Genomic DNA, 15,801 nt, shown 5'->3' on the forward strand with positions numbered 1-15,801 from the left:
CGGTTAACCATTCGTCCGCGCGCGCTATCCCTTTGACGCCGCGCGCCGCCCGTGTAGACAAGACGCCATGCGCAAGATCCTGAAATATGCCGCCCTCGCCCTGCTGGTCCTGCTGATCGCCGGCGGCATCACGCTTTATGTCATGTCGCGGCCCGATGTGGCGCGCTTCTCGACCGCCGAACTCAGCGGCCGGGTGCCGGTGATGGCCTCGCAGCGCACCGAGACATTTCCGACGATCAACGTGCCCGAGGCGACGAGCTGGCCCGCGGGCCAGGCGCCGCGCGCCGCGCAAGGACTGACGGTCGCGCGCTTTGCCGAGGGTCTCGACCATCCGCGCACGATGCTGGTGCTGCCCAATGGCGATGTGCTCGCCGCCGAATCGCAGAGCCCGCCGCGCAAGGACGGCGGCGTGCAGGGCGCGGTGATGAAGAGCCTGATGGGCAAGGGCGGCGCGGGACGCCGTCCGTCGGCGAACCGCATCACCCTGCTCCGCGATGCCGACGGCGACGGCAAGGCCGAGGTGAAGACCGCCTATATCACCGGCCTCAACTCCCCCTATGGCATGGCGCTGGTCGAGGGCACGCTCTATGTCGCGAACACCGACGCGCTGCTCGCCTTTCCCTATGTCGAGGGCGAGACCAAGATGAGCGGCAAACCGGTGAAGGTCGTCGATCTGCCCGCGAAAGGCACCAACCGCCACTGGACCAAGAGCCTCGTCGCGGCGCCCAATGGCTGGCTCTATATCGGCGTCGGCGCAGATTCGAACATTGGCGAGGCGGGCATGAACCGCGAGTTCCGCCGCGCAAGCGTGCTCGAGGTGCGGCCCGAGAACAAATATATGCGCACCTTTGCCGCGGGCATCCGCAACCCCGTCGGCCTCGCCTTCTACCCCGGTTCCGACCGGCTGTGGACCGTCGTCAACGAACGCGACATGCTCGGCAGCGACCTCGTCCCCGATTATCTGACCGACCTCGACGAGGGCGATTTCTATGGCTGGCCCTGGTATTATTGGGGCGGCTTCATCGACCCGCGCGTCGAGCCCGAGGCGGAAGATCGCCGCCAATATGTGAAGCGCCCGGAATATGGTCTCGGCGCACACACCGCGCCGCTCGGCATGACCTTTACCGACGGCCTCGACCTCGGCGAACGCTGGACGAACGGCGCGCTGATCGCCCGCCACGGATCGTGGAACCGCGAACCCGTAACGGGTTACGACGTGGTGTTCGTCAAGTTCGGCGCGAACGGCAAGCCGGTCAACGCCCTGCCGATCACCCTGCTCGACCAGTTCCTCGGCAAGGACGGCGAAACCACCCGTGGCCGACCCGCCGACGTCAAGGTCGCGAAGGATGGCAGCGCGCTGGTCGCCGACGATACCGGCGGCGTCATCTGGCGGGTTGCGAAGGCGGGTTGATCACCGAACCATTGTGCCGTCATTGGGAGCGAAGCGAACAATCCAGAGAATAATCGGGTTGGGCTGAAGCAGCGCCCTCCCTACTTCGTCATCCCGGCGAAGGCCGGGATCTCGCCGGTGCGTTAGGCCGAGACGACGAGATCCCGGCCTTCGCCGGGATGACGATTCAATGAAATCTGACCACGCGCCAGCGGCCCCCGCCTTCGCGGGGGCGACGCCAGACTACACCCGCATCGGCATCAGCACATAAAGCGCTGGGCTCTTCTCGCTTTCGCGGATCAGTGTCGGCGCGTTGGCGTCGGCAAGGTGCAGTTCGACGTTGTCGCCATCGACCTGCCCCAATATGTCGCTGAGGTAGCGCGCGTTGAAGCCGATCTCCATCGCATCGCTGTCATAACCCGCCGCGAGTTCTTCGGCCGCGGTGCCATTCTCGGGGCTGGTCACGCTCAGCGTGATGCGATCCTTGTCGAGCCCGACCTTGACCGCGCGCGTCTTTTCACTCGCGATCGTCGACACGCGGTCGACGCCCTGGAACAGGCTCTTCGGATCGACCTTGAGCAGCTTGTCATTCGCAGTCGGGATCACGCGGCTATAATCGGGGAAGGTGCCGTCGATCAGCTTCGAGGTCAGCACCGCATGACCGAGCTGGAAACGGATCTTGCTCGCCGAGAGGCTGATTTCGACATTGCCCTCGGCTTCGTCGAGCAGCTTGCGGATCTCGCCGACGCATTTGCGCGGCACGATGACGTCGGGCATCGACGCGGCGCCGTCGGGGCGCGTGACGGTATAGCGCGCGAGGCGGTGGCCGTCGGTCGCCGCCGCCTTCAGCACCGGCCCCGTCGCATCCTCGGCGACGTGGAAGAAGATGCCGTTCAGATAATAGCGCGTTTCCTCGGTCGAGATCGCGAAGCGCGTCTTGTCGATGATCTGGATGAGCTCGGCGACGGGCAGCTCGAAATTGGTCGGCAGGTCGCCCTCGGCGATCACCGGGAAGTCGTCGCGCGGCAGCGTCGGCAGATTGAAGTTCGACCGGCCGGCCTTGACCTGCATCTTGCCCTCGGCGGCGGCCAGGCTGACCTCGGAGCCTTCGGGCAGCTTGCGCGCGATTTCGAACAGCGTGTGCGCCGACACCGTCGTCGTGCCCGGCGTTTCGACCTTCGCCGCGATCGTCTCGACCACCTGCAGGTCGAGGTCGGTGGCCATCAGCTTCAGTTGACCCGATGCGTCGGCTTCGATCAGGACATTCGAGAGGATCGGGATCGTGTTGCGCCGTTCGACCACCGACTGGACGTGGCCGAGGCTCTTCAACAACACTGCGCGTTCGATCGTCGCTTTCATTCTAAATCGCCATCCCTGTGCTTTCCGCGGGAAAAGTCCCTGAGGGACAGACCGTCGGAGGCGATTCGCGCCCCGATTCTGGCCCCTGAAAATGTCCACCTTCCTTAACGCACGCGCCGGCGGGCGCAAGCCATGCTTGCAAAGCGGCCCCAATCGCGCGAACGAGACGCGATGCTTCGGCGCGCCTTTCTTTTCCTGATAGCGATGATGGCGCCCGCGTCGGCGCTCGCTGCGCCGCCGGTGGCGCTCGGCATTTTCGACGGCTGGGGCGCATTCCGCGATCCCGCGACGCCGCGCTGCTATGCCATCGCCGCGCCCGCTGCGACGATCGGCACGCCTCGGGTCAAGGCCTATGCCAGCGTCGGTTATTGGCCGAAATCGCGCATCCGCGGCCAATTCTATGTCCGCCTGTCGAAAGCGCGCGCGCCCGACCGCGAGCTGCGGCTGACGATCGGCAGCCGGCGCTTCATCCTGACCGGCAACGGCGCGCACGGCTGGGCGAGCGACGCGCGCATGGACGCGGCGATCGTCGCGGCGATGCGCTCGGCGCCGAGCATGAGCGTCGAGAGCGGCACCGCGACGGGCAGAGCCATCGCCGATACCTATCGCCTGCGCGGCGCGGCTACGGCGATCGATGCGGCGGCGCTGGGGTGCGCCCAGCTGCGCTGATGCGGCCTAGCCCCGTCCCAGCTTCGCGAGTTCGGTCGCAAGAAAGTCGAGAACCAGCCGCACCCGCGGAACATGGCGCAGCCGTTCGTGCGTCAGCAGCCACAGCCCCGTACTATCTTCGCTTTTCGGCGGGAGGCAGCGGATCAGGTCGGCTTCGCGATCGGCGAGGAAGGCTGGCAGGACGGTGAGGCCCATTCCCGCCCGAACCCCGGCGAGCAAGCCCGACGCCGTGTCGTATCGCATCACGACCGACTCCTCGAGCCCATATTGGCGCAGCCAAGCCTGATAGGGCTCCCACACCCCGCCGCCACCGCCGATGAAGGGATGGGCGGCGAGTTCGTCGCGCGTGTGCGGAATACCATGCCGGTCGGCATAGTCGCGGCTGCAATAAACCGTCCAGGGATTGTCGGCGATGCGCCGCCCGACGAGGCCCGCGCCGGTCGGCTGCTTGCTGCTGCGGATCGCGATGTCGGCGGCGCCGGCGGCAAGATCGCGCGGCTCGTCCGACGTGTCGAGATGGATATGGATCGCCGGATGCGCGGCGCGCAGGTCGCGGAGGATCGGCGGCAGGATCGTCACCGCAAAGATTTCCATCGTCGTCAGGCTGACCGTCCCACCCGCATCGCGCGACCGCGCGCCCGCCGCTTCGCCGAAGCGGTTGGCGGCATCGCGAACCGCAATCGCGCTCGCCAGCATCGCTTCGCCGACGGGGGTCAGCGCGTAGCCCGCCTGCCGCCGCTCGAACAGGTTGAGACTTGTCGCCGCCTCCAGCGCGGCGATGCGCCGGGCAACGGTCGTCTGGCTGACGCGCAGCGCCTGCGCGGCGGACAGGGTGCTGCCCGTTTCCGCCACCGCCAGAAAGGCCTTGAGGTCGTTCCAATCATACATGACGCCTTGTGCGTCATAATCGCCCGGGCCTCATTCTGCAATTTTGCAGAATGTCTCGGCAACATCGTTGCTCCTTTCACGCCGGACGATCGCTTATTTTCATCTGACCGGCTTCCTCCCCTCCTCCCCGAGCCGGACGATGGAGACACAAGATGAAAAAGCTTATGATCCTCGCCGCCTTCGCCGCCGTATCGGCCGGCCAACCAGCATCGGCGCAGACCACCTCCGCAAATCCAAGCGTCGCCGTCGCACACCGCGATCTCGACCTCAGGACCGAGGCGGGCGCCAAGACGCTCGACCGCCGGATCTGGCGCGCCGTGGTTACGGTGTGCGGAACTGCGCCCGATTATGACATCGAAGGAAAGAATGAGGTGCGCGAATGCCGCCGCGACACCCGCCGCGTCGCCTCTGCACAGGCCGATCTGGCAATCGCCGGCGCCACGCGCGACCAGAACATCCAGGTCAGTTCGATCCGCAAATAATCTGCGGGCCCTTGTTGCAGGCCCCCGATAGCCGGGGCGGCGATCCGGGCACGGTCGCCGTCCCGGCGTTTTGTCCAGCTTCCGTATAGCCGCGGCGGGATACGGCGCGACTGTTTTGGAGTGAGGCGTGGCCTTAAGCTCCTCCCTATCGCGAAGCGATGGGGAGGATCTGTACGTCCGCTTCCGGTCGAAACCGGACCATGCGGATCGCCGCGAAACCCGCTTGACTCAAAATCGCTCGTGTCCGATATTTCTGTTATGACAGAAATTGAAGAATACTCCTCAAAACTGTCCCCCGCCGCGACCGAGTTCATCCTTCATTGGGGCAATCTCGGCGGGCAATGGGGCGTCAACCGCTCGGTGGCGCAGATTCATGCGCTGCTCTTTATTTCCGACCGTCCGCTCCACGCCGAGGAGATTGCCGAGATGCTCGGGCTCGCACGCTCGAACGTTTCCAATTCGATCAAGGAACTCCTCGGATGGCGGCTGATCGAGCGCGTCCCCCTGCTCGGCGCCCGGCGCGACCATTTCACAGCCGAGAAAGATATATGGGAAATGGTCACGCGCATCGCCGCGGGGCGCAAGGCGCGCGAGGTCGATCCCGCCGAGGCGGCGCTCAAGGCCTGCGTCGCGCGTGCCGCGCACGACCCGCAATTGAGCAGCGATGCCAAGGCGCGGCTCGCCGCCATGCTCGATTTCGTGACGACGATGGGCCGCTGGCACGACGAGATGCTGAGCGTACCCAAACCGGCGCTGATGCGGCTGATCAAATTGGGCGCCGGCGTGACGAAGCTGATCAACTGGCGCCCGGGCAAGGGCAAGGACGCGGGATAGGAGGCGGGCGGTGCGGGGCACGGCGAAAAGACCCGTCGAAGCGCCTGTCGTGCAGGGCGACGAGGATACGCTCTACGATTATCGCTTTCGCCGCCTCGTCGCGCACGCCGCATGGGACGCGCTCCCCGAAGACATTCGCCGCCGTTTCAGCAAGCGTCTGACGGGCGCCGCGGTCGCGACCTACAGCGGCGAGATCGTCTGGACGCGCCTGTCCCGCGCGGGCTGGCTGCTCGCGCAATTCTGCCGCCCGATCGGTGCGCCGCTGCCGCTTGCACCGAGCGGCCCTGCTCCCGCAGCGGTCGCGGTGAGCGAGGATCGGACGAACGGCGGCCAATGCTGGTCGCGCCTCTATGGGCGCGGGAGCGGGCATCCGCAGGTGATCCACAGCGCCAAAAGCTTCGCCGGCCCGACGGGGCTCGAGGAGCATATCGGCGGCGGTTTCGGCATGGCGCTGAGCGTGCATGCCGAGGCCGACGCGCTGATCTTCACGTCCGACCATTATTTCTGGCAGTTCGGCCGCCTCCGCCTCCGCCTTCCGCGCTGGCTGACGCCGGGAATCACAATCGTGACGCACCAGCATCTGGGCACCGGCCGCTTCGCCTTCGACCTCAAGGTGACCCACCCGCGCTTTGGCGAGCTCCTCAATCAGCACGCCCTGTTTCGCGATGGCTGACGGTCCGGTCATCCTGTTCGACGCCGAATGCATCCTCTGTTCGGCGAACGCCCGCTTCATTCTGCGCCACGACAAGGCGGCACGGTTCCGGCTCGCCTCGGTCCAAAGCGTCGCCGGCGCCGCGATCTGCCGCCACAATGGCGTCGACCCCGACGATCCGACGACGCTCCTCCTCGTCGAGGACGGGCGGGTACGGCGCGACAGCGATGCCATCCTCGGCATCTATCAAGGGCTCGGCTTCCCATGGGCGCTCGCGGGCGTCTTGCGTCTGATCCCCGCCGCGCTCCGCGATCGTGTCTATCGCTGGATCGCGCGCAACCGATACCGCTTCTTCGGCAAACGCCAAAGCTGCTGGATCGCCCCGCCCGAATATAGGGACCGCATATTGTGACGAAGAAGATCTTGATTCTGGGCGGCTATGGCGTCTTCGGCGGGCGGCTCGCCGAATTGCTGGCCGATCGCCCCGATCTCGAATTGTTGGTCTGCGGCCGCGACCCCGCCCGCGCCGAAACCTTCTGCGTCCGCTACCAAGGCAAGCCGCGTGTGGTTCCCTGCGCGCTGGACCGGCGCGACATCGCCGATGCCCTTCGACGCTTCGCGCCCGAACTCGTCGTCGACGCCTCGGGCCCGTTCCAGGACTATGGCGCCGGTCGTTACCATGTCGTCGAGGCGTGCATCGCGGCAGGCATCGACTATCTCGACTTTGCCGATGGTGCCGATTTCGTCTTCGGGATCGATCGCTTCGACGCCGCGGCCAAAGCGGCGGGCGTCTTTGTTCTGTCGGGTGTCAGCAGCTTCCCCGCGCTGACCGGCGCGGTGCTGCGCGAAATGGCGCAGACGATGGATATTCGCAGCGTCGAGGGGGGTATCGCGCCGTCGCCTTTTGCCGGCATCGGCCTCAACGTCATGCGCGCGGTCGTCGGCTACGCCGGCGCGCCGGTGAAGCTGCGCCGCGGCGGACGCGACACGCACGGCATCGGCCTCGCCGAAAGCATGCGCTTCACGGTCGCGGTGCCCGGCCGTTTGCCGCTACGCAATATTCACTTCTCGCTCGTCGATGTTCCCGACCTCCAGCTTTTGCCGCGCGCCTATCCGGCGATGGCCGATATCTGGATGGGCGCGGGGCCGGTGCCCGAGATTTTGCACCGCATCCTGAACCTGCTCGCCAAAGCCCGCAGGCGCTTACGCCTGCCGTCGTTCCAGCCATTCTCGCGCCTCTTCTATGCCGTGCTCAACCGGATGCGCTTCGGCGAGCATCGCGGCGGCATGTTTGTGCACGCCCGGGGCATCGCGGACGGCCGGGCGGTCGAGCGCAGTTGGCATCTTTTGGCCGAGGGTGACGACGGCCCCTATATTCCGTCGATGGCGATCGAGGCGATCGTCCGCAAATGGCTCGCCGGTAACCGTCCCCCCGCCGGTGCGCGGTCGAGCGTCGATGCGCTGACGCTGGCGGATTATGATGCGCTGTTCGATGGCCGCTCGATCCACACCGGCTTTCGCAGCGAAGAGCCCGACGCGCCGCTTTATCGCCGGATTCTCGGCTCCGCTTTCGACACGCTGCCACCGCGGCTGAGGGAGCTTCACGGCAGCAAGGCCGCGCGCCGGTGGCAGGGCCATGCCGAAGTCCGCCGCGGCACGGGCCTGCTCGCACGGATCGCGGCCGCAACGATGCGCTTTCCGAAAGCGGCTGAGCGAGCCCCCCTCAGCGTCGCGTTCGACCCCGAAACCGGCGGCGAACGCTGGACCCGCGATTTCGCCGGCAAGCGCTTTTCGTCGCACCAATCGCGCGGCACCGGCCGGAACGAATATCTGCTGGTCGAACGCTTCGGGGTGCTGTCGTTTGCGATGGCACTAGTCGTCGAGCGGGACCGGCTCCATCTGGTCCCGCGGCGCTGGTCGGCTTTCGGCCTGCCAATGCCGCGCTGGCTGATGCCCTATGGGGCGAGTTTCGAAACCGAAACCGGCGACCGTTTTCGTTTCGACGTCGAAATCGCTACGCCGCTCACCGGGTTGATCGTCGCCTATCGCGGATCGCTCGAACCGGCGTGACGCGCACTAAATCCCTTGTCCGCCCCTTGCCGATCCTTACATACAGGCGCACGATAATTTCCCAACCAATGAGGTCGCCTTGCCATGTCCCGTAAAAGCCTGTCCGCCCCGCTCGCGCTGGTTGCCCTGATGACTCCGGTAGCCATGACGCCGGCGGCGGCCCAAGCGGCTGAAGGAGCGGCCGAGGCGGCGGCGGCATCGGCCCCCGCCGCGGCGCTCGCCTATCCCGACACCCTGCGCGGCGACACGGTCGACCCCCAATTCGGCGTCGACGTCGCCGATCCCTATCGCTGGCTTGAAGACGACGTCCGCGTCAATCCGAAGGTCGCCGACTGGGTAGCGGCGCAGAACGAGGTGACCGACGCCTATCTCGACACGCTGCCTGGCCGCGACGCGTTCAAGGCCCGGATGACCGAGCTTTACGATTACGAACGCTTCGGCCTGCCGACCAAGGCCGGAAGCCGCTATTTCTACAGCCGCAACGACGGGCTGCAGCCGCAGTCGGTGCTCTATGTGCGCGAAGGGCTGAAGGGCGAAGGCCGCGTGCTGATCGATCCGAACCTGTGGACCAAGGACGGCGCAACCGCGCTCGCCGAATGGAGCCCGTCGGAAGACGGCAAATATCTCCTCTATTCTGTGCAGGACGGCGGCACCGACTGGCGCGTCGTGCGGGTGATGGACGTCGCGACCGGGAGCGACCTGCCCGACATGATCCGCTGGGTGAAATTCTCGGCGCTCGACTGGGCGAAGGACGGCAGCGGCTTTTATTATTCGCGCTTCCCCGAACCAGAGGAAGGCGAGGCCTTCCAGTCCTTGAACGAGAATCACAGCGTCTATTTCCACAAGCTCGGTACACCGCAAAGCGAGGATGTGCTGATCCACGCGACCCCCGACAAGCCCAAGCTCAACAACAGCGCGATCGTCACCGACGACGGCAAATATCTGCTCGTCGTCTCGTCCGAAGGCACCGACGAACGCTATGGCCTGACGCTGTATCCGGCGGGCAAGCCCGGCGCGAAGCCGATCACCCTCGTCGACGATTATGCGAACAATTGGGAATATGTGACCAACGCGGGCACGCGCTTCACCTTCCTCACCAACAAGGACGCGCCGCGCGGACGGATCGTGTCTTTCGACGTCAAGAAGCCCGGCGAACTGACGCAGATCGTCGGCGAGAATGAGGCGACGCTGGTCGGCGCATCGCGCGTCGGCAATCGCATCATTCTCTCCTATCTCGGCGATGCGAAGTCGGAGGCGCGGATGGTCGCGCTCGACGGCAAGCCGATCGCCAACATCAATCTCGCCGACATCGGTTCGGCATCGGGCTTCGGCGGCAAGTCGAGCGATCCCGAAACCTTCTACGCCTTTTCGAGCTATGCGCGCCCGACGACGATCTATCGTTTCGACACACAGACCGGGAAGAGCGAGATTTTCGCCGAGCCCAAGCTGACCTTCAAGCCCGCCGACTTCACCGTCGAACAGCGTTTCTACAAGTCGAAGGACGGCACCGACGTGCCGATGTTCGTCGTGATGAAAAAGGGCCTCGATCGCAGCAAGGGATCGCCGACGCTGCTTTATGGCTATGGCGGTTTCAACGTGTCGTTGACCCCGGCCTTCTCGCCGACGCGGCTCGCCTGGGTCGACAAGGGCGGCGTTCTCGCGATCGCGAATCTGCGCGGCGGCGGCGAATATGGCAAGGCGTGGCACGACGCCGGGCGCCTCGACAAGAAGCAGAATGTCTTCGACGATTTCATCGCCGCGGGCGAATATCTGATCGCCGAAGGCATCGCGGGCAAGGGCCAGATCGCAATCGAGGGCGGGTCGAACGGCGGCCTGCTCGTCGGCGCGGTGACCAACCAGCGCCCCGACCTGTTCGCCGCGGCGCTGCCCGCGGTCGGGGTGATGGACATGCTGCGCTTCGACCGCTTCACCGCCGGCCGCTATTGGGTCGACGATTATGGCTATCCGTCAAAGGAAGGTGATTTCAAGAATCTGCTCGCCTATTCGCCCTATCATAATATCAAGGACGGAACGGCCTATCCGGCGGTGCTGGTGACGACCGCAGATACCGACGACCGCGTCGTGCCGGGGCACAGCTTCAAATATACCGCCGCGCTCCAGCACGCCGATGCGGGCGACAAGCCGCATCTGATCCGCGTCGAAACCCGCGCCGGCCACGGCAGCGGCAAGCCGACCGACAAGATCATCGCCGAAGCGGCCGACAAATATGCCTTTGCGGCGAAATGGACCGGGCTGAACGTCGAATAATGTCCTACGCCCTCTCCTTCTCGGCCACCGATCCCGCCGAATTATGGGCCGAGGCGGGCGACGCCGCCGCGTCGCTCGTCGCGGGCGAGCGCGACGGCATCGCCAATATGGCAAATGTCGCGGCGCTGATCTGGCAGGCGATCCCCGACCTCAACTGGGCGGGCTTCTACCGCTTCGACGGCAGCGAACTCGTGCTCGGCCCGTTCCAGGGCAAGGCGGCGTGCATCCGCATCGCGCTCGACAAGGGCGTGTGCGGTGCCGCCGCGCGGCTGCGCGCCACCCAGCGCGTCGACGATGTCCACACCTTCCCCGGCCATATCGCGTGCGACGCCGACAGCCGCAGCGAACTCGTCGTGCCGGTGATCGCGGACGACCGGCTGGTCGGCGTGCTCGACCTCGACAGCCCGACCCCCGCGCGCTTCACCGCCGCCGACCAGGCGGGCGCCGAAGCGCTGGTGGCGCGCATCGCGGCTTCGCTCGCAAGCTAAACCCGCCCCAAATCGGGACATAAACTTCACGGTTAACGGAATCGCGAACACACGCCATTTTTGCTAACAAGCTGTTAACCAATCGGTTCGGGCCGAGGGAACAGGGAGCAAGTCATGCGCACGTTCGTGTTGTTGGGATTGGCCGCGGGGTCGCTGTTGCTGGCGGGTCATGCCCGCGCCGAACAGCCCGCACTCGACTATGGCGTTCCCGCCGATCCCGATACGCGCGTCTACACCGGCTATCCCGACCGCGTGCCGAGCGAGGTCGACTATCGCACCGTGAACGGCACCTATGATGCCGAGGGCCGCTGGAGCGGCACGTGGGACGGCACCTATGAAGCGCCCGACGGACGCGTCTACGAAGGGCGCTACGAGGGCACGATCGAAGGCCATGGCGCCGGCTATCCGCCGCCGCCCGCTTATGATCCATATTATAGTGGCGGGTATGACCCGCGTTACGAAGCGGAAATGGAACGCCGCTGTGGCCGGGGGGGCACAGTGGGCGGCGCGGTTGTCGGCGGGCTCGTGGGGGGTATCGCCGGCAACCGCATTGCCGGCCGCGGCGACCGCACCGCGGGCACGCTGATCGGCGCCGGGGTCGGCGCGCTCGCCGGGTCGGCGATCGGCAGCGCCGCGGACCGGAAGAAATGCGAACAATGGTGGTCGAGCCGCAGCGCCCGCTATCAGGGTGGCTATTATCAAGGCGGTTATTATCCCGGCGGCTATTTAACCACCTACCATCACGGCGGTTACGGCTATGGCTACGGCTATTATACGCCGGGCGTTGTCGTCACGACGATCATCAACGGCGCGCCGGTCGTGACCGAGACGGTCGAGACCTCGACGCGCACCTATTATGAAAATGTGCCGGTGCGGAAACGCTATGTCGCGAAGAAAAAATGGAAACCGAAACGCAAGCCGGTGCCGCGCTGCGTCTGCTGAAGTGTCATGAGATAGGTCTGGTCACCTATTATCTGGTCTCAAGGCCCGTCATCCACCGGATGGCGGGCCTTTCCTTTGGCCCCGCGCTTTGCCGCCTCCGCGCAAGGGCGCGTTAGATGAACGCCAGCAAAACCAAGGCTGAACGCCAGATAAGCGCCGGGTTCAGCACCGCGTCACGGCGGGTCCGCTAAACCATCCTCAACAGGCTGCCCCATGCCGCCTGCGTTGTTTGAGGAGACCGAACCATGGCTATCAAGACCAACCTGACCAGAGCCGCAATTGGTGCGGCCACCGCCGGCGCGATGCTGATGAGCGCCGCCCCCGCCGCGGCGCGCGACCGCTATGACCGCGACGGGATCAGCGCGGGCGAAATCATCGCCGGCGCCGTCGTCCTCGGCGGCCTCGCGGCGATCCTGTCGAGCGGCGACAACGACCGCTATGATCGCTACGACCGATATGACGATCGCTATCGCTATGACGATCCGCGCTACGGCTATGGCTATAATTACAACCGCTATGGCAACAGCCGCAGCGCGATCCGCCAGTGCGTTAACGCCGTCGAACGCGGCAGCCGCCGCTATGGCCGCACCGACGTCACCGAGGTGACCGACATCGACCGCAAGCGCGACGGCTATCGGGTCAAGGGCCGCGTCGTCGTGCGCGACGGTTACGGCGGCCGCTGGGGCCGTGGCGGCTATTATGACCGCGGCAAGTTCAGCTGCGACGTTCGCTACGGCCGCGTGCGGGACATCGACTTTTCAGGTCTGCGTTAAGCCTCCGAACCTATCGCCTTCCGGCCCGCCCGTGCTCCGCACGCGGCGGGCCTTTTGCTACGCCCGACGCCCGCTTTACCGTATCGGATAGCGATTCCGGCCTTGCCATCGCGGGCATATCCCGCAAAAATCGGGTTTTTCCTCAGGGGGATCCCGAGCCCATGCGTCGCCGCACACTCCTCGCCGCCGTTCCCGCCGCTGCGCTATTGCCGACGGCCGGCCTCGCCGAGGGCACGAAGCCTAAGACGGCGCCCGCCGCCCCCAAGGCGAATGCTTCGATGCCGCCGGTCTGGGACGCCGGTGCCGACCGCTTCGTGCGACCCGACGTCCAAAGCGGCGACCGCCCCGTCGGCGCCAGCTTCGCGTCGCGCACCGCAGCTTATGGGCTCAGCGGCGCGGCGGGAACCGCGCATCCGCTCGCGACACAGGCGGGGATCGACATTTTGAAGCGTGGCGGCTCGGCGGTCGATGCGGCGATTGCGATCAACGCGTGCCTTGGCCTGCTCGAGCCGACCGCGAACGGCATCGGCGGCGATGTCTATGCGATGATCTGGGACCCGAAGACGAAGAAGCTCGCCGGTCTCGCGGGATCGGGCAAGAGCCCCCGCGGGCTCGACCTCGCGACGGTGCGCAGCCGCGCCAAGGGCGGCACCCTGCCCGCCTATGGCGCGATCAGCGTGTCGGTGCCGGGGACGGTCGACGGCTGGTGGACGATGCACCAGCGTTACGGCAAGCTGCCGTGGAAGGAGCTGTTCGAGCCCGTCATCGCGCATGCCGAGGCGGGGGCGCCGGTCCCCGACATGATCGCATATTATATCCGCCGCAGCCTCGCCGGCTTCCGCCAGCCCGGCCGCGGAATCGAAGAAGTCGACAATGCGATCCGCACCTATGGCCTGAACGACGGCAAAGGCCCGGCTGCGGGACAGGTTTTCCGCAACCCCGACCTTGCGCGCACCTTCCGCCTGATCGCCGAAGGCGGCCGCGACGCCTTTTACGAGGGCGAAATCGCGCGCACCATCGACGCCTATTTCAAGCGGATCGGCGGCTGGCTGCGCTACGAGGATCTCGCCGCGCACAAGTCCGAATGGATCGAGCCGCACAAAACGGGCTATCGCGGCACCGACGTTTATGCCCTCGGCGCGAACACGCAGGGGATCGCGACCTTGCAGATGCTCAACATCCTCGAGCATTTCGACCTGAAAGGCGCGGGCTTCCAGTCGGCGCTGTCGATCCACCTGCAGGCCGAGGCGAAGCGTCTCGCCTATGAGGACCGCGCGCGTTACTACGCCGATCCGCACTTTTCGAACGTGCCGGTCGAATGGCTGATCTCGAAGGAATATGCGGCCGAGCGCGCCAAGCTGATCCGCCCCGACCGCCTGCTCACCCCCGTCCATCCGGGACAGGCGCCAAGCCGCGGCGACACCACCTATTTCAGCTGCGCCGACCAGGACGGGATGATGGTGTCGATGATCCAGTCGAACTTCCGCGGCATGGGGTCGGGGCTGGTCGCCGACGGTCTCGGCTTCATGTTCCAGGATCGCGGGCAATTGTTCAGTCTGCAGGACGGGCATCCGAACATCTATGCGCCCGGCAAGCGGCCGTTCCAGACGATCATCCCGGGCTTCGCAGCGCGTGGGCAGGTGCCGTGGATGAGCTTCGGCGTGATGGGCGGCGACATGCAGCCGCAGGGGCAGGCGCAGATCGTCATCAACCGCGTCGATTACGGGCTCGAAATCCAGTCGGCCGGCGACTCGCCGCGCTGGCACCATGAGGGATCGTCCGAAACGATGGGCGAGGATTCGCCGGATCTCGACCCGAACGGCATGTTGCGGCTCGAAAGCGGGGTGCCCGAGGCGAGCCGCCGGAAGCTGGCCGATATTGGCTGGACGATCGGCGAACCCGATGGCGGATTCGGTCGCTATCAATGCGTCGAGCATCGCATGGATGGCGACACGCGTGTCTATGCCGCAGCGAGCGAGATGCGTGCCGACGGGTGTGCGCTGGCCTATTGAGGCGCGCCGACGGCCGGATAATTCCGCACAATTATCAAACACGCTATACGAAAATTTACCTTCCCTGTTTAGGACTCGTGTCCGGGACCAAATAGATAACCGTCCGAGGTGGGAATCGGGCGGCAAATACTGAGTCGCGCATGTCGAATCCCGAGGCCTCCCCTGCCTCATCAAACCCGGAGGAAAAGCGCCAACCGCGGCAGTCGCGTCTGGTCAAGGCGGCGCTCGCCTGTCAGCGGCTCGGCCGGTTCGACGTCACGCTGCGCAATGTCTCGTTGACGGGCGTCGGCGGACAGGGACCCCATATCCTGCAGATCGGCGAGCGTATGACGCTGTTCCTGCCCGGCCACGAACCGATGTTGGGGACGGTGCGCTGGGTCGCGGGCACGCGCTTCGGCATCCAGACCGACCGCGAGATCGAAACCATGCGGCTGCGCGCCGCGCACACCGACCAGATCGCCGCCGCCGACAGCATGGCCGAGTTCCAGATCATCCCCCCGCCGCGCGTCGATACCTGGCGCCCCGGCCTCACCCGCGCCACCGGCCTGCCGGGGCAATTCGGACGCAAACGGTAAGGCCTACCCGCGCGCGTCGAAGGCCGATCGCGCCCTTTCGATCCGGTCGAGATTGGTTTCGGCCCAGATCCAGACGCCGCAAAAGGCTTCACCCAGACTGTGACCGAGATCGGTAAGGCAATATTCGACCTTGGGCGGGACCACCGGGTGGACCGTGCGCACCAGCAGACCGTCACGCTCCATCGCCCGCAAAGTCTGCGTCAGCATCTTCTGGCTGATCCCCGGAACGAGCCGCGCCAATTCGGTGAAGCGGCAGGTTCCATGATCTTCCAGTTCCTCGAGGACGAGGAGAGTCCATTTGTCGGCGACTCGGCCGATGAGTTCGTTGACGAGCGTCTCGACACGCGGATCGACCGGCGCATGCGGATCGTATGAAATTTTTTCGGCGGCAGGCATGGC

Annotated in this window: 16 protein-coding genes; 13 read left to right on the plus strand and 3 right to left on the minus strand. The window is 65.8% G+C overall.

The genetic code is table 11. The annotated features are described in order from the left end of the window. Positions 1-67 precede the first annotated feature (67 nt). A complete protein-coding gene (locus OVY29_RS08740) occupies positions 68-1,411 on the plus strand; it encodes a PQQ-dependent sugar dehydrogenase (protein ID WP_037556539.1) in 1,344 nt (447 codons plus the stop codon). A gap of 222 nt (positions 1,412-1,633) precedes the next feature. On the opposite strand, the gene dnaN is transcribed toward OVY29_RS08740, so the two are convergent. After that, positions 1,634-2,749, minus strand: a complete 1,116-nt coding sequence (gene dnaN / locus OVY29_RS08745) for a DNA polymerase III subunit beta (RefSeq protein WP_037556538.1) — start codon at positions 2,747-2,749, stop codon at positions 1,634-1,636. A gap of 171 nt (positions 2,750-2,920) precedes the next feature. Here dnaN and OVY29_RS08750 point away from each other — a divergent pair, with 171 nt between their 5' ends. Further along, positions 2,921-3,418, plus strand: a complete 498-nt coding sequence (locus OVY29_RS08750; RefSeq protein WP_037556654.1) for a hypothetical protein — start codon at positions 2,921-2,923, stop codon at positions 3,416-3,418. Between the two features lie 6 nt (positions 3,419-3,424). On the opposite strand, the gene OVY29_RS08755 is transcribed toward OVY29_RS08750, so the two are convergent. Continuing rightward, a complete protein-coding gene (locus OVY29_RS08755; protein WP_037556536.1) occupies positions 3,425-4,306 on the minus strand; it encodes a LysR family transcriptional regulator in 882 nt (293 codons plus the stop codon). 152 nt (positions 4,307-4,458) lie between these two features. On the opposite strand from OVY29_RS08755, the gene OVY29_RS08760 reads away from it, so the two are divergent. From OVY29_RS08760 to OVY29_RS08810, 11 genes are all read left to right on the plus strand, one after another. Beyond that, positions 4,459-4,788 carry a UrcA family protein gene (locus tag OVY29_RS08760; protein WP_037556534.1) on the plus strand — a complete coding sequence of 110 codons (330 nt, stop codon included), beginning with the start codon at positions 4,459-4,461 and terminating at the stop codon, positions 4,786-4,788. A gap of 258 nt (positions 4,789-5,046) precedes the next feature. After that, entirely contained in the window at positions 5,047-5,622 is a 576-nt protein-coding gene (locus OVY29_RS08765; RefSeq protein WP_037556533.1) for a GbsR/MarR family transcriptional regulator, read from the plus strand. Between the two features lie 10 nt (positions 5,623-5,632). Further along, complete coding sequence (locus OVY29_RS08770; RefSeq protein WP_037556532.1) at positions 5,633-6,295, plus strand: DUF4166 domain-containing protein; 663 nt, start codon at positions 5,633-5,635, stop codon at positions 6,293-6,295. Then, on the plus strand, positions 6,288-6,686 hold the full coding sequence (locus OVY29_RS08775) for a thiol-disulfide oxidoreductase DCC family protein (RefSeq protein ID WP_037556531.1): 399 nt from the start codon (positions 6,288-6,290) through the stop codon (positions 6,684-6,686). The genes OVY29_RS08770 and OVY29_RS08775 overlap by 8 nt, the downstream gene beginning before the upstream one ends. Further along, a complete protein-coding gene (locus tag OVY29_RS08780) occupies positions 6,683-8,344 on the plus strand; it encodes an SDR family oxidoreductase (protein WP_037556530.1) in 1,662 nt (553 codons plus the stop codon). The genes OVY29_RS08775 and OVY29_RS08780 overlap by 4 nt, the downstream gene beginning before the upstream one ends. An 84-nt stretch (positions 8,345-8,428) precedes the next feature. Continuing rightward, positions 8,429-10,612 carry a prolyl oligopeptidase family serine peptidase gene (locus tag OVY29_RS08785; RefSeq protein ID WP_037556529.1) on the plus strand — a complete coding sequence of 728 codons (2,184 nt, stop codon included), beginning with the start codon at positions 8,429-8,431 and terminating at the stop codon, positions 10,610-10,612. Beyond that, on the plus strand, positions 10,612-11,100 hold the full coding sequence (locus tag OVY29_RS08790; protein ID WP_037556528.1) for a GAF domain-containing protein: 489 nt from the start codon (positions 10,612-10,614) through the stop codon (positions 11,098-11,100). The genes OVY29_RS08785 and OVY29_RS08790 overlap by 1 nt, the downstream gene beginning before the upstream one ends. 114 nt (positions 11,101-11,214) lie before the next feature. Further along, positions 11,215-12,042 (plus strand): glycine zipper 2TM domain-containing protein, encoded by an 828-nt coding sequence (locus OVY29_RS08795; RefSeq protein WP_037556527.1) that lies wholly within the window; start codon positions 11,215-11,217, stop codon positions 12,040-12,042. A gap of 245 nt (positions 12,043-12,287) precedes the next feature. After that, on the plus strand, positions 12,288-12,815 hold the full coding sequence (locus OVY29_RS08800; protein ID WP_037556526.1) for a hypothetical protein: 528 nt from the start codon (positions 12,288-12,290) through the stop codon (positions 12,813-12,815). Positions 12,816-12,976: 161 nt separating this feature from the next. After that, positions 12,977-14,827, plus strand: a complete 1,851-nt coding sequence (locus OVY29_RS08805; protein ID WP_037556525.1) for a gamma-glutamyltransferase family protein — start codon at positions 12,977-12,979, stop codon at positions 14,825-14,827. A 140-nt stretch (positions 14,828-14,967) separates the two neighbouring features. Further along, positions 14,968-15,402 (plus strand): PilZ domain-containing protein, encoded by a 435-nt coding sequence (locus tag OVY29_RS08810; RefSeq protein ID WP_037556524.1) that lies wholly within the window; start codon positions 14,968-14,970, stop codon positions 15,400-15,402. 3 nt (positions 15,403-15,405) lie between these two features. On the opposite strand, the gene OVY29_RS08815 is transcribed toward OVY29_RS08810, so the two are convergent. After that, positions 15,406-15,798, minus strand: a complete 393-nt coding sequence (locus tag OVY29_RS08815; protein WP_037556523.1) for a winged helix-turn-helix transcriptional regulator — start codon at positions 15,796-15,798, stop codon at positions 15,406-15,408. Positions 15,799-15,801 lie beyond the last annotated feature (3 nt).

It is taken from the genome of Sphingopyxis sp. SE2, assembly GCF_032227185.1.
GTDB lineage: Bacteria > Pseudomonadota > Alphaproteobacteria > Sphingomonadales > Sphingomonadaceae > Sphingopyxis.